17 protein-coding genes are annotated in these 13,350 nt (G+C 63.5%); all 17 read right to left on the reverse strand.

Annotated elements, in window-relative coordinates:
- Positions 1 to 4 precede the first annotated feature (4 nt).
- The 17 genes from ACTOWJ_RS08010 to ACTOWJ_RS08090 all read right to left on the reverse strand — a co-directional run bounded on the left by ACTOWJ_RS08010 (position 5) and on the right by ACTOWJ_RS08090 (position 13,350).
- Positions 5 to 940: a hypothetical protein gene (locus ACTOWJ_RS08010; protein WP_441334075.1), complete on the reverse strand. Its 936-nt coding sequence runs from the start codon at positions 938 to 940 to the stop codon at positions 5 to 7.
- On the reverse strand, positions 940 to 2,514 hold the full coding sequence (locus ACTOWJ_RS08015; RefSeq protein ID WP_441334076.1) for a hypothetical protein: 1,575 nt from the start codon (positions 2,512 to 2,514) through the stop codon (positions 940 to 942). Before ACTOWJ_RS08015 ends, ACTOWJ_RS08010 begins: the two co-directional genes overlap by 1 nt.
- Positions 2,515 to 2,588: 74 nt before the next feature.
- Positions 2,589 to 2,981, reverse strand: a complete 393-nt coding sequence (locus tag ACTOWJ_RS08020) for a hypothetical protein (RefSeq protein ID WP_441334077.1) — start codon at positions 2,979 to 2,981, stop codon at positions 2,589 to 2,591.
- A gap of 131 nt (positions 2,982 to 3,112) precedes the next feature.
- Positions 3,113 to 3,505, reverse strand: a complete 393-nt coding sequence (locus ACTOWJ_RS08025; RefSeq protein WP_441334078.1) for a hypothetical protein — start codon at positions 3,503 to 3,505, stop codon at positions 3,113 to 3,115.
- A complete protein-coding gene (locus tag ACTOWJ_RS08030) occupies positions 3,502 to 4,110 on the reverse strand; it encodes an RHS repeat-associated core domain-containing protein (RefSeq protein ID WP_441334079.1) in 609 nt (202 codons plus the stop codon). Before ACTOWJ_RS08030 ends, ACTOWJ_RS08025 begins: the two co-directional genes overlap by 4 nt.
- Positions 4,110 to 5,138 (reverse strand): transglutaminase family protein, encoded by a 1,029-nt coding sequence (locus ACTOWJ_RS08035; RefSeq protein ID WP_441334080.1) that lies wholly within the window; start codon positions 5,136 to 5,138, stop codon positions 4,110 to 4,112. Before ACTOWJ_RS08035 ends, ACTOWJ_RS08030 begins: the two co-directional genes overlap by 1 nt.
- A 119-nt stretch (positions 5,139 to 5,257) precedes the next feature.
- Positions 5,258 to 8,527 (reverse strand): tape measure protein, encoded by a 3,270-nt coding sequence (locus tag ACTOWJ_RS08040; RefSeq protein ID WP_441334081.1) that lies wholly within the window; start codon positions 8,525 to 8,527, stop codon positions 5,258 to 5,260.
- Between the two features lie 67 nt (positions 8,528 to 8,594).
- Entirely contained in the window at positions 8,595 to 8,984 is a 390-nt protein-coding gene (locus ACTOWJ_RS08045) for a hypothetical protein (protein ID WP_441334082.1), read from the reverse strand.
- Positions 8,981 to 9,457 (reverse strand): glycoside hydrolase family 24 protein, encoded by a 477-nt coding sequence (locus tag ACTOWJ_RS08050; protein ID WP_441334083.1) that lies wholly within the window; start codon positions 9,455 to 9,457, stop codon positions 8,981 to 8,983. Before ACTOWJ_RS08050 ends, ACTOWJ_RS08045 begins: the two co-directional genes overlap by 4 nt.
- Complete coding sequence (locus ACTOWJ_RS08055; RefSeq protein WP_441334084.1) at positions 9,438 to 9,659, reverse strand: DUF7940 domain-containing protein; 222 nt, start codon at positions 9,657 to 9,659, stop codon at positions 9,438 to 9,440. Before ACTOWJ_RS08055 ends, ACTOWJ_RS08050 begins: the two co-directional genes overlap by 20 nt.
- Positions 9,656 to 9,784 (reverse strand): hypothetical protein, encoded by a 129-nt coding sequence (locus ACTOWJ_RS08060; RefSeq protein ID WP_441334085.1) that lies wholly within the window; start codon positions 9,782 to 9,784, stop codon positions 9,656 to 9,658. Before ACTOWJ_RS08060 ends, ACTOWJ_RS08055 begins: the two co-directional genes overlap by 4 nt.
- Positions 9,785 to 9,840: 56 nt before the next feature.
- The gene (locus ACTOWJ_RS08065; protein WP_441334086.1) at positions 9,841 to 10,275 is read right to left on the reverse strand and encodes a DUF6631 family protein; all 435 of its coding nucleotides are present in this window, start codon (positions 10,273 to 10,275) and stop codon (positions 9,841 to 9,843) included.
- Positions 10,275 to 11,033 (reverse strand): hypothetical protein, encoded by a 759-nt coding sequence (locus ACTOWJ_RS08070; protein WP_441334087.1) that lies wholly within the window; start codon positions 11,031 to 11,033, stop codon positions 10,275 to 10,277. Before ACTOWJ_RS08070 ends, ACTOWJ_RS08065 begins: the two co-directional genes overlap by 1 nt.
- Positions 11,034 to 11,085: 52 nt before the next feature.
- Positions 11,086 to 11,628, reverse strand: a complete 543-nt coding sequence (locus tag ACTOWJ_RS08075; protein WP_441334088.1) for a hypothetical protein — start codon at positions 11,626 to 11,628, stop codon at positions 11,086 to 11,088.
- Positions 11,628 to 12,056 (reverse strand): hypothetical protein, encoded by a 429-nt coding sequence (locus ACTOWJ_RS08080; RefSeq protein WP_441334089.1) that lies wholly within the window; start codon positions 12,054 to 12,056, stop codon positions 11,628 to 11,630. Before ACTOWJ_RS08080 ends, ACTOWJ_RS08075 begins: the two co-directional genes overlap by 1 nt.
- Positions 12,049 to 12,339, reverse strand: coding sequence for a hypothetical protein (locus tag ACTOWJ_RS08085; protein ID WP_441334090.1), 291 nt, complete (start codon positions 12,337 to 12,339; stop codon positions 12,049 to 12,051). The genes ACTOWJ_RS08080 and ACTOWJ_RS08085 overlap by 8 nt, the downstream gene beginning before the upstream one ends.
- A 3-nt stretch (positions 12,340 to 12,342) precedes the next feature.
- Positions 12,343 to 13,350, reverse strand: a complete 1,008-nt coding sequence (locus tag ACTOWJ_RS08090; protein WP_441334091.1) for a major capsid protein — start codon at positions 13,348 to 13,350, stop codon at positions 12,343 to 12,345.

Raw genomic sequence — 13,350 nt, forward strand, 5'->3', positions numbered from 1 at the left:
CTTTCTAGTCGGTGATGCGATAGGCGTACCCGTAGACACCGCTATTCGGGGTGCCGGGCGGGCCGTTCTTGCGATGGACGGGAAACACCTTCCAGCGGTCGGTACCCAGCGCGAGTTCCTCGCCAGGGGCATAACTGTCCAGCCGGATGAAGCGCAGATCGGCCGGATGGCCGATGTCGGAGTACAGCCCGGCGCCGCGCGGCACCGCGCACCACAGCGGCTGTCCCGGTGCACGGCCCGTCAGCGTGCTGTGGCCGGTGTCTTTCAGCAGGTTGATCGGCGCGGCCTTGCCGCGCCAGCCGCACAGCAGCCGGCGCGAATCGGTGGAGTCGCCCATCACCGCATGCCAGCGCGGCGCGATGCCCTCGTAGTCGGCGCGGATACGCGTGCTGGGCGCGGTGTAGTTGTAGTACGTGTCATCGAACGCGACGCTGTGGTACGGCGAATCGGCGCTGTTGATGTAGTTGTTGGAGTAGTACCACTGATTACCGTAGACGTACTGCCCGGTGGTAACGACCCCCGCCGTAATCAGGCGGCCGGTACCAAAGTGCTTGAACGTACCGGCCTGCGTTTCCAGCACGATGTGCAGGTAGGGTTGCGGCGGGATGCGACCGAAGAAATGCACGGCGCTGTACGGTCCTTGGACATAATTTGCCCAGCACACCGCACTGGCGTCGGCTTGAACATCGGGGCTCGCATTGGCGGCGTAACCGGTATGGCCGAACGCACCCAGGAACGGCGGCGGACTGTTACCATCGCCTCCGGTGAGCTGCGACACGAATGTCGCGTGGAAATCGCCGATGTGCAGGCTCAGCGCCTTGCCGGCACCCGCGGCGCGATCACGCAGCCCGTCGATCGTCCAGCCTGCGCCTTGGGCGAACAGGCGCAGTTTGTCGAGCAGCTCATTGGGGTCGTTCGCCGCCGAGGTTGCGTAAGCCATCAGTCCATTCTCAGGGTGAAATAGTTATCGGGCGAAATGCGGAACGTGCTCTGGAATGCGAGCCAAGTCGCGCCATCGTTTTCGATGCGCGACTCCGAGGCGGTGGAGAACCCGGTCGTCCAGGCGCATCCGTCAAACTCGCCCCAACCGTGACGCGGTTGCGTGGCGCCCAGAATCAACGGGAACAGCGGCGATGAACCGTCGAGGTTGTCGCGCAGATACGAGCGATCCCCGCTGGTAGACATCGCGCTGGGATAGACCTTGGCGTAATCGGTGTCGCCGTAGTCGTTCGCGCCCGAGGCGTATCGGTTGCAGTGCAATCGCCAGACGTTGTCGGGATAATTCGCCGCCAGGCCGAAGCGCCCAGGATCGAAGAAGCCGCGGAAGTTGGCGTCGGTCGCGTCGGGCGTTCCGTTCTCGGTCGAACCGCAGGCGCCGATAATCAACGGGTACTCATGGATCGACGGCGGCTCATAGGCGGTCGCGAACCCCAGATAGGCGCTGACATACACCGTGCCGATGCGCGCGACGACTACCACCCGCTGACCGTTGATCGCCAGCCAGTACGCGAACGGTCCGTTGCGCAGGGGAAGATGCCGAAGCCCACTGTTGTTGACTTGGCTGCGCAGGCCCAGCAACGGATTGTGGCTGCGAAAGCCGTACCAGTTCAGGTTGTACGCGGCGCGCGCGGGATCTTCGAACAGCTCAGCGCCGATGAAGATCGACTGCCGGCCATCCAGACCCGGTGCCTTCACGATCCACTGCGCGCGATCCTCGAGTTCGTAGTCAGCATTGACGTCGGTGTGGAACGAGACATCGTTGCACTCCAACGGTCCGGCGCCTGCGGTCGCGGTGATCACCACCCGCCAGAACCGAGCCGGCGGCGAGGCACTATTGACGAGGAAAGTTCGGCGCGCGCGAGCGGCCGGCCAGGTCTGTCCGGCCCACGCCTGCACCCGCGCCCACACTGCGCCGTCGTCGGATCGTTGCAGTTCAAAAGCCGCAGGTCCACGCCCACCGGTGTCGCCGATGCCGATCGTCAACGCCTTGACCGGTGTTGCGCCGATCATCTCGATCGCCGCCCAGGCCGGTAGATCGGCCACAGCACGCGTCGTCCAGGTGTCCATGGAGTTGTCGAACAGCGCCGGTGTGCTGGCGAAGTTGCTGGTTCGAAAGGTGGGGTTGCGCACGCCGTGCCGGCGGACCAGCGTCCACGGCGGCGACGTGTTCAACGTAAAGCGATCGCCGGCCGCGAAGGCCGTGGAGCCGGCATGGATGCGAAAACGCAATCGGTCCGATTCGAACGGCTGGCCGACCTGTGCGATCCCAAGATCGCCCGAGACCGCGCCCATCACAGTAAAGCGGTCCGCGTCGATGGCGGTGATGGTGAAGCCCTCGGCGATGCTTGCGACGCCGCCACGATACCCGCCGGCCGAACCGTCGTGCCCGGTCAGGGCGCCATCGCCGGCGCCCGCATATAGCAAGCCCCAGGCATGGCCTTCGGCGCACAGGGCAGCTTCCAGTTGGTTGAGAAAATCGTAGTAGTGGGCGGCAACGTCCGTTCGCAGAGTCATAGGCACAAAAAAGCACGCCCGGCAGGACCGGGCGTGCTGAAGATTAGTTTAGGGGTGTGACGCAGTCGGCTCGACTATTGCTTCTTCCTTTCCTCGATCAGCATTTCCTTCAACCGTTCCTTTGCGAATTCCACGTCCTGAGCCACCGCCTTCTTCATCCAGTAGATGGCGCGAATTTGCGAATAGGAATCAGCTTTTCCAGACAACAAGGACGCGTAATTGAACTGGCATGTAGGATCACCGTTTTCGGCCCCGATCCAACTCCAATACTCCATCAGTTTCTCGTCTCTTGTCCCATGAAACAGCGCAACTTCCAAAGCGGCGTCGCCCGACCCCTGGAGCGCCTTCCTTTCGAGTTCCGCTTTCTTTTGGGGTGTTATTGACTGATCCTGAGCGGCCGCGCCTGAAGCCGCGCCCAGGCAAAGCACACAGGTCAAAAAAAGCATCGATAACTTTGCAATTGTCATTTTTTTCCCGCCTTGCGGCCAGAAGATCAGATTTCCTTCGTAACTGTAGTCCCAGCCGTTTTACTAGCGCCGCCGATCGCGTTGTCCAGGTGGAAGGAACCATCCGGTCGACTGGCGGCAGCGTCAGACGATTACGGCTCCTTTCCTTCTTCGCGGAGCATTTCCTTTAGCTCTTCTTGAGCGAGCTTCGACTTGTTGGCCGCCGCCTTCTTCATCCAGTAGAGGGCGCGCATCTGCGAGTAAGAATCTCGTCTGCTTCGGAGCAAATAGGCGTAATTGTGCTGGCAAGTAGGGTCCCCGTTCTCGGCCCCAATCCAGGTCCAGTACTCCATCAGCTTGGTATCCCGGGTGCCATGAAACATCGCCACCTCTAAAGCAGCTTCGCCCGAACCCTGCAAGGCCTTCCTTTCAAGCTGCGCTTTTATCTCGGGAGTTATCGATTGATCCTGCGCAATTACGCCCGAGGCCGCGCTCAAGCCAAGCACATAAGACAGGAACAGAACCGGCAGTTTCCAGATGGTCATTTTTTTCCGCCTTGAGGCCAAAAGATCAGGTTGCCTTCGTAGCCGCGATCCCAGCCATTCTTGCTCTCGCCCCGTATCGCGCCTCCGAGGAAGAATGATCCATCCGGCCGACGCCAGTTCCAGACTTCCGGAGCATAGGTAGGTTTTCCGGCATGGTTGGCAAAGTCTTGCGCGGCGTTGTACCCCTGTGGGTCATCCTTGCCAGTGCGGCACGAATTAAGCTGCACCACGTCCGCATCCTTGAGCTTCTTCATGAACTCCGGATCTTGACTTAGCAGCTCATAGAGCTTCTTTCCCGATATGAAATCTTTATTCACCAGAAAGGCGCCCGGCAGGCCATGCACGGCAATCGACAACACGTTCTTGCCGTCCTGGTACTTATTGACCCAGCCGTGCATGGGCTCGTTCTTGGGAATCAGATTGATATCGTCAAGCCCGAGGGGGTCAATACGACCGAGCGGATCGCTGTTGACGTACGCGTATGTGTTCGGCCCTGCTGCTTGACCGATAGGATCGGATTGAACGAATCGCGCGGTAGCGCATTGACTAAAGGCGATGATCGGCAAGGCCAGCAGAGAGGCCAAGATAGTTTTGCTGGAGCGCATCACTTTCCTCCTTGATGTGTTGCTCTGGTGCGTTGAATGCTTAGCTGATAGGCCGCATTTTCGGCTTGCATGGGCATCTTCCAACCCAACGCCTCGGCACGTTCAAACCATAGATGGTTGTTGCGCTGTAAATCGTCAAAGTCTAGCCGCTGTTCCGGCGGCATTTCCTCCGGAGAGCGGTATTTGGACAGGTAGCGCGCTTGCATAATGCGGAAGTAGGCATTGCCCTTCTGAAGCATGGCCACTACGTCGTTCGGGGCGAACTGCAATACTAGATCAGCTGTCGCGATGCGCAGCTCCTGCCTACCCTGCTGACCGTAGAACTCCAACAAGGTCGCCATCATGACCGCGACGGACTCGCGCTTGGCAAGCGGGCGCAAATAGATCCCGCTGGCGATCGCTCTGGGCGCAATGCCCATCTCCTGCTGATAGCTGGCATCCCGCTTGGTCCCGAAGCTGGTGGCTTCGATATTGATCCACTGCTTCTGATCGTTGCGGAACTTCGCCAGTACATGCTCGGGGGCCGTCGCCAAGGTGAGGTCCAGGCCAAGTTTCTGGCCGAGAATCACCAACAGCACAGGCATGGAGACGCAGTTCCCCTTACGGGTAGCCAGATAGGTCGAAAGGAGCTTGTTGCGAATATTCCGGCCGAACGGATCAGCCAAGTCGTAGCTAAAGGGGCGATGGTCGTTCCACGGCCCCGGCTGCGACAGCGAAGTCACCAATAATTCGAGCTTCGCTTGGCTCGATGCGCCTTTGGGGAAACGCGCCTTGATCCGAGCAGCCAAGCCATCAAGTTTCCGCGGCGTCTCGATGGCATCGACCGTTGGATCGATCATGCGATCGATGGTCAACTTGGCGTTCGCCAGGTCAACCTGATCCTCGGGGGTTTGGAGCAGCTGCCGCAGTGGCGCAAGCGCCTCTGGGGCATGGGGCGCCGCAGGCGGGAGCGAAGGCGCCACAGCCAGTCCAGAGGGCGGCAGCCCCAACAAGCACAGCACACCCATTAGAAGAACAAATCGCAGCATTCCTTCGCCTCATGCTCCGGGGCCATCGTAGCCGGCCCCCCCCGGAGGGCTGTCCACCGGCGTAAGCCCCCGCTGTAAAAGGAAATCATGGCCTTCCGGGATCGCATCGGATGAGATGCTTATCCAAGGTCCTGGCGAACGGTGGGGGCGTTCGCCCGAATGGTAGACAAGATGACCTGCCGCCCCGCTTGGGTGCTCATCACATTCACGATCTCGCGCGGGTCCAGGTACAGCACGTTGGTGATCTGGCCTGAACGCCGATCGGGTTCGGCTCTGCGCGCGGCCGGCTCGACCACCGGTCGGCGCATCGTCGCCGGAGCGCGCGGGGCCGCGCCGACGAAGCCACCGGTCGCGTATCCGCGCAACCCGTCGATCGCGGCCATGCCGATGCGGTTGAACCGCTCCAGGAAGGAGCGCGCGCCGGGCTGGCGAACCACTTCGCGTCGGTTTACGAACTCACCGCGATGGACGATACCGGCCGGTGCGTACTTGGGGCCGATCCCGGTGAAGCCGCCATTGGCGAAGAATCCGGCCGCCGATTTCGATGCGTTGGCTGCCACCATCGTCGCCGCTGCGATCTGCATGGCGTTGGCGGCTTTCAGCACGATGCCGCCGGCCACGCCCAACGCGACGGATGCACCGGTAATCGGCGTCGCGTAGGCGACGCCGGCTGCCGCGGCTTGAGCCGGGTCGGGCTGGGCCAAGTCAGGCGTTTTCCCACCGCCCACGATCTTGCCGATCACCGACATCAACTTGGCCGTCGCCAGCGCCGCGAGTTGCTGCGACGCCAGCTGCGCGAGCGATCGGGCCATGTCCTGTACCAAGCCCGTCAAGGCTTGGCGCAGGGTCAACGTGCCCGTCGCCAAGCCTTCTAAGGCATTGCTGAGACCGCTTTCAAATCCGTTGGTCAGCGTGACGACCAGCTCGTTCGACTGCACCTTGAGGGCCGCCACCTGCGCGGTCAGATCTTTGACCCGCTCAGTCGACTCCGGAGCGCCGGTTTTGGCGGCCAACGCGTCCATCTTCGGCAGCAGCTGATCGACCTCGGCCGCGGTGCGCGCATGCAGGTCGATCAGTTCCCGGCGCGCGCCGAGTTCGGTCAACAGTCCGGCTTGCTGGCGCGTCTGGATCGATTGCTCCTGTCGGGACTGCTCGCCAAAAACGCGATCGACCTGCGCCTGCAAGTCGTCCAGCTCAACCTTCGCGACCTCGGTGTCGATCCGTAGCCGAATCTTTACGGCGTCGGCGGCGTTGCCCTTGGCTTGTAAATCTGCCAGCGCTTGCTTGTACTCCAGGTCCAATTCTTTCCGCCGCGCCGCCGCGCCATCGCCGCGGTTTCGCATCAACGCAATGTCGACCTCCCGGACCGTGCGATCCAGAACGCCATCAACCTTCTTCGTCTGCGCGTCGGTTTGGTCTTGCTTCTTCCGATCCGCCGCCAGCTTGCGCTCGTCCGCCTTGCGCTGGCGTTCGGCATCGCGTTGCGCCTTGGTCTTCGCGCGACCCGCGGCAGTCGCTGCCTGAGCCGCTTCGCGCTCGCGAACCTGCACATCGATCGCTTTGCGCATCGCCGCGGTCAGCTGCGTGGTGTCCTTGACCCCAGCCGCTTTGACGGCTTGATACTCCAGGGCGGCGCGCAAGCCTTTCTCGCGCTCGATCCGCTCGACCTTGAGCCGCTCGTTCTGATCGGTCAGCGCCTTGGTGAAGTCGCCGGCCTCCTTGGTGACTTGCAAGCGGGTACGACCGCCGCTGGCCTGCGCGCTGCGCAATTCGGTCAGCGAATCCCGGACCTGATTGAACTCTTGCTTCGTCCGCTCCAGCTGCGTCTGGACACGCTTGATCTCGCCGTCAACATCCTTGCCGAACAACACCCGCCCGCTGCTTTGACCGCCGTCAAACTGGACGCCACCATAGAGCGGACCGATGCCTTGTCGAAGGATCTGGAGATTCTCCAGCTCCTTCTGAAGCTGCTCACGCTGATCGATCAGCCGCTTACCGAGATCCACCCCGGTATCGATGTCCTGCTGCTGACGAAACTGCTGCGCGGCCTTGATCGTGCCTTCGAACTCGGCCTTGGCGGCGCTGGCATTCGCGCTCGCGGTCGCGAACGCACCGGCCAGCAGGGTGACGCCGGTAATCGCCAAGCCGAGCGGGCCACCCATCAGGGTCAGCACCGACGACAGGCTGCGGATCGCAATCGCCTTGGCGCCCACGGCGGCGGTGGCCGCTTGTGTCGCCGCCGCCGTCCGCGTCTGCGCGGCAGCCAACCCGGCTTCGGCGCTGGCGACACGCGCGGCGCCTGCCCCGGACAACGTCAGGGCGCGAGCGCGGGCCAGTTCCGCCTGCGCCGCCGTTTCGGCCGCGCGCGCCTGCGCCAATTCCTCCTGCGCCAACCGCTGCGTATTGCGCAGGGCACTGACTTTCGCAGCACCCGCCGTGGCCAGCGTCGCGATCAATCGGCTCAAACCCGCCACGACGACGACGCCCACCACCGTCGCCAAGCTGTCGAAGTTCTGCGACAACCCTTGAATGGAACCGGCCACAGCCGCAGACACGCCGCTGGCGCGATCCTGCTGACCGATGAAGCGCGTGAACGCGTTGTCCAGTTGGACCAAGCTGCGTTCGATGGTGAGCGGTAGCTGCGAAAATTCAGCCGCGATCTTCTTCGCCTGATCGCCGGAGAATGCAATACGTAGCTGATCGCTCGTCAGTTTTCCGGCTTCGGCAAGAGCCTTTAACTCACCCGTGGTCACTCCCATGCTGTCGGCCAGCGCCTTCATCAGGCGCGGACCGGCGTCGTTGATTGAATTGAACTCGTCGCCGCTCAGCCGGCCAGCGGCGAACGCCTGGCTCAGCTGGACGATGACCGACGAGGTTTCCGCTGCGGTCGCGCCGGAAACGGCCAACGCCTTGTTGATCGTCTCGGTCAGACCCAGCACTTCGCGCTGCGATCCGCCCTGATCCTTCAACGCACTGCTGAGCCGGCCGAACAACGTTGCGGTGGCGTCGAGCTGCGTGGAGGTGCGCTGCGAGATCGCGAAGACCGCCTCCTCGGCCAGATTGAACGCCGCCTGCGAGGTCGTGGCGAGCTTAATCTTGGCCGACAGGTTGGCGTAGCCATCGGCCGCGCGCACCAAGCCGCCCACGGCATCGCCCGCGCTCTGCAAACCCACAAAGGCCAGCAACTGCGTCTTGGCTTGGTCCAGCTGCCGGCCGATTGCAACTACGCTGTTACGGGTTTGATCAAACCCTTTGCTGGCGCGCCGGCCGGCGCCCTCGGCTTCGTTACCGAATACGCGGGCGCGCACGCCCGCTTGCTCCAGTGCTTGATTGAGTTGTGCGGCGTTGGCTCGGATCAGCAGCGTGATCGTGGTGTCGCGATTGGCCATGAATCAGTGCTGCTCGACCGCCGTTGGAGGTTTGCGTCCCCAGCCGCACAGTCGGCGGCCGGTTTCGTTATGGGCCAGGATTTGCCGTGCCGTCAGATCCGTTAGCTGATCCTGCCGAGACACCAGAATCGGCCGCGTCCACGCGCACCCCGTCGTCGTTTCCGTCACGGGACCACTCGTCGTACAAGCGGTCAGCAGCGGAATCAGGCACAGCCACCGCCACCGGCGTCGGGGTGCCGGTCGGCAGTTGGAGAACATCGTTGTCTACCTCGATACGGGTTTCGGAATCGGCGCGCTCGCGCTCGGCGACACGCGCCCGTCGATCGCTGTCGGCGACACGCTCGACGTTGTCGGTCCGCTCGCGCTGCCGGCCTTTCCAACGGCCCCAGCCGAACGCTGCCAACACGGCAGCGAGCGCGGTCAGCACCGTGGTCGCCCAAACCTTCAAAGCGATCATGCGATCTGACCTCCCGCCTTCTGGTACACGGCGAGCAGGCTTTCCAGCGGCACCTCGCGCTGGCCGTAACCGGCGTCGGGCAGCGACGCCCAGGTCTTGCGCGACTTCCGCACCGCGCTGCTGATCCAGCCCTTCTTGATGTCGGCCAGCGCGCCGGTCTCGCGCAGCAGTTCTATGGCGGCGCGGTCTTGCGATGCCGGGCCGAAGTCGGGCAGTCGCAGACGATTACGCAGACTGTTCCAGGTTTTCCACAGGAACTGATAGCGGCCCGCCGCGGTGGAGTGGATGCGATACCGCGGCAGCCAAACCGGCTTACGCGGATGCTCGGCGTAGCTGGTGAACGTTTTGCCTCCGACCATGACGTCGTAACCACCGTGCTCGCTGAAGCGCTCCACGCCTTCGGCGTGCGCGATCATGTCGAGAAAGGCAACGACGTTCTGGCCACCGGCTTGCTCAGCGGAGAGTCGTGCCATGGGCCCCTCGCTGCTGGAACAACCGGCCGATCAGGCCCAGGATCAGCAGGCCGGCGGTCACGCTGGCGGCGATGCGGTCGGGGACGTGGACGCGCAGATCGTCGGGCAGATTCAGCCACACGCCCTGCAGGGCGATGGCCACGGCCATCGCTTGCACGCTTACGAAGCGCCAGGCTTGGCGCCAGTTCTCGATCAGTTTCATGGGGTCTTCCGAAGGGATTGGATAAAGGCGGTGACGTCGCGCCCGCCCGCGAAGCCGGCGTTGACGTCTTCGATGCGCTCGGCGCGCAGTGCGCGCTCGCGCTTGATCGCGATGCGGTAGAACAAGGCGAGTTGGCGCGCGGTGGCGCGCTCGATCCACGGCCAATCAAAGCCGTGATCGATCAGGCAGGCGAGGACACTGGGCCAGTCGTTGCCCGGTTCGCGCGCCGCAGTTCCAGCGCCGCGATCACGCGCTGCAGAAAAAAATCGGCGTTGACCGCCCAGAACGTCAGCAGCAACAGATCGCCGTGCGCGGCACTGAGCGAATGCACGAACTCGACCGATTGATCACTGGCCTGGGCTAGCAATTCGACCGTCGCCTCCGGATGCTGCGCACAGACCCGATGCAGACGGCTCAGATCGATGTTGCCGTCGTCGGTGTGCTCGATCAGGTCGGCGACCAACTCCGCGATCTGCGCGTGCAAGCGCAGACTTTCGAAGAAACCGATCTCGCGGACGGTCACGGTGCGATCGCCCAGCGGCAGCTCGCGGTTCGGTTGCAGCACGGTCAGTTCGTCGGCGGCCGGTGGCTTGGGGCGTTGGACTTTGCGCGCCATTACGCCCTCACCATTTCGATCCGACCGAAGCCGCCCAGGTTCGGGTCCAGCGCGCGGGTTTCATCGAACAAGGCCGCGCCGGACAACTGCAAGCTGCCCCATTCCTCGGAGATCAGCTCGAGCTGCTCAATGGGATTGAACGCCACCCGGTACAGGGTGACCTTGGCGCGGCGACCGTTGACCGTGTTGATGCCGTCCAGAAACAGCATCCGTTCCGGCGGCGGGGTGTTGAACAAGGCGATGTTGACCGTCTCGCCATGCTGGTAGGTGGCCTTGAACGGTTGGGTCAAGCCATCGACCTTGCGCAAGCCGATCACGCCGGCCGAGGGCGATTCGGTCCACCAGTTGGCGGCCGGCACCGTGACCGGCGGCGTCGCGCTGTCGGTCAACGACAACTCGCTGATCCAGCCGCGGTCGAGCGCGACCAGGTCGTTGGCCTTCAGGCCCGGCGGCAGCAACTCATTGCTGACGGCGCCGGCCGGCAGCGTCGCCGGCACCGAGTACAGACCCTCAGCGATGTTCTCCGGGGTCGCCTCATCCAACGTCAGATTGACGTTGGCGGTCTTGCTCTGGACCAGACGGCCGTACAGCATGCGATTGCCGCTGAACGACTCGGTCTTGTCGGAGTTCTGCACCTCCAGCTGCAGTTGCAGTTGAGGGGCATTGCCGACCCACCGCAACGGGCCGGGCTTTCCATTGGATTGGCGCTGGGCAAGGAAGACCTTGCCCTGAAACGAAAACAGGTCGGGCGCGGCCATGGGTCGCGTTGCTCCTATAGTTATGGTGTGGTGCCCGAGGGGCTACGGAAGGTCAGCGGCGCAGCGAGCGCAGCAGCAGCCGGTCGATCTCGTCGGTGATCACGTTCAGACCGGCTTGTCCCATGCGCTCGGGCCGATCCCCTTTGCGCAGCATCTGCGCCAAAGAGGGGCCATACAGGCGCAGGACCGGGGTGCGCGGAACGCGTTTGTCGCCGGAGATCGGCGTGCGCACATAGGCGATGGGCGTACCGCGGTACCGGGTTCTGAAACCACTGCGACGTACGCCACGCCGACCACGCAGTGCGCTGTAACTCAGGCCCTGTTTGATCTGACGGGCGCCGAAGTTCGCCAGTCCGACACCACGCGCGACGCCGACCAGTTCAATGCCCTCGCGCGTCGTTCGCACGCTCAGACCGGCCCGGATGCGCCGGGCCGACAAGGCGTACTCGGTTTGGATGTCGCGACGGGCGATGACCGGCCAACGCCGACGCAGCGTGCCGAGCGCTCGGCGCTGAGCTAAAGCGACCTTCGTCGGTAGCTGACTGACGCGCGTGACCGCGTCTAGGACGGGGTTGGCGTCGATGAACAGGTCCATCAGCGGCGGTATCGGATCGTCAGGGCGACTTGAACGGCGACCACCGGCAATCCTTCCGGGCGATCGAGGAACACGATGTCCTCGACTTGCACCGGCAGGGCGTTCGGCAGCGGAATCCAGGCATCGAGCGCATCCTCGATGTCGGCCGCGATGTCGTGCGAGCGAAGGTGGGCGTCGGCAAGCGTCACCGGCAACGTCGCCTCAGCCAGCGCCTGCAACACCCGATGCCGGCCGTGGGGCTGATTCGTATCGCGCTGGATGCCCAAGGCCGCCAGAGTCAGGCCCACCAGCGAGTCGTCGGAATGCTGCGCCGGCTCCAGCGCGACCGCCGTGCCCACCTCGGTGCGATAGCCGTTGTCGATGCGGATCTCGGTCAGTCGTGTGGCGATGCGCCGCAACAGCGCCCAGGTTCGGGCGACATCAGCCATACAACGCCGCCTCGTTGACTCGGCCGTCGTCAGTGACCAGCGCCTCGACGGACTGGATGCGGCCGTCGAGGGCCACCTCATCGCCGCGCCGGAACACCCACTCCCGATTGCGCGCGATGACGTGCCGGGCGCGCCCGACGACCTGCTGAAATTCCCCGAGACGCTCGACGCCGTCGCGCACGATCAAGAGAGGTTGTGCCGAGGGGTAATCAGCACGCTGAACGAGCGCGGCGACGCCGAGCGTTTCGAAGACTACGTCGTCCATCGTGGAGAAAGCGTCCACGCCTTACGCTTTGAGCTTGGGCAACAGGGCCGGCCGGTGGCACATCGGCAGCGGATTGGACTGCGTGTGCAGGTCCGTGCCGCGGTCGAACTTGCGCGGCGCCTGCTTGCTGTAGAGCAGTTGACCCAGGGTATTGACCGTCTCGTTGAAGTCAGCCGGAGCGACGTAGGTGGCGAATGTATCCAACGTACCCAGCGGGAATGCATGGGCCTCGCCTTCTGCGATAAAGCGCCGCGTCGTGCCGTCCGCATCGCTGGCCTCGCCCGTGTATTCCTCAAACCGCACACCGGCCAACCGGAAATCCGCACGCATGTCATCGCGCAATGCCGCGCCTTCCTGCCACCGCTCGTACGCCGCCTTCACGTTCGCATGGCCGGTCAGTGCGTCGAAGAACTCGGTCGACACCAGTACGTGGATGCCGCTCATGCGCTCGCCGAGCAGCGACTGGCTCATGTAGCGCTTGAGCTCCAAGCACTTCTTGCGCACGTCGGTGTCTTTGTTACCGAGCTGGAAGTCGAACGTCTTCGGGGTGATGTTGAAGATGTCGAACAGGTTGGCGAGCTCGGTGCCGTCGGCGTCCAGGATCACGCCCTTGAGCGCGCCCATACGCAGATGCTCCAGGGTGATGGCATGCTTGTTGCGCATGGTCTGGAGGTGGTCGGCCATGACGCCGGCGACCGTTTCCAGTTCGTTCTCGGTACCGAACGCGCGCACGCCCACGACTTCTTCGGGCAGCACGACGTCATCGTGCGGAATGTGTGGGATGTTGAACGCACGCAAGGCACGCTTGCCGCGCTTGCCGACCGTACCGGGCGAGCCGACCGGCTGGGTTTGCAGCAGCGACAGAACGCCATTGCGCTCCTCGACCGTAACCTGGCGCGTGCGCACCGGCTTGATCGGAAACAGGTTCAGCTCATCGAGCCGGCCGTAGTGATTGGGCAGCAGATTGATCGCCGCGGTCAGCGCGCTGACCGAGAAGGCGGGGTTGTGGAAGGGGTTGTTCATCGACAT

The sequence above is a fragment of the Lysobacter sp. CA199 genome, from assembly GCF_052078715.1.
Lineage (GTDB): Bacteria > Pseudomonadota > Gammaproteobacteria > Xanthomonadales > Xanthomonadaceae > Lysobacter.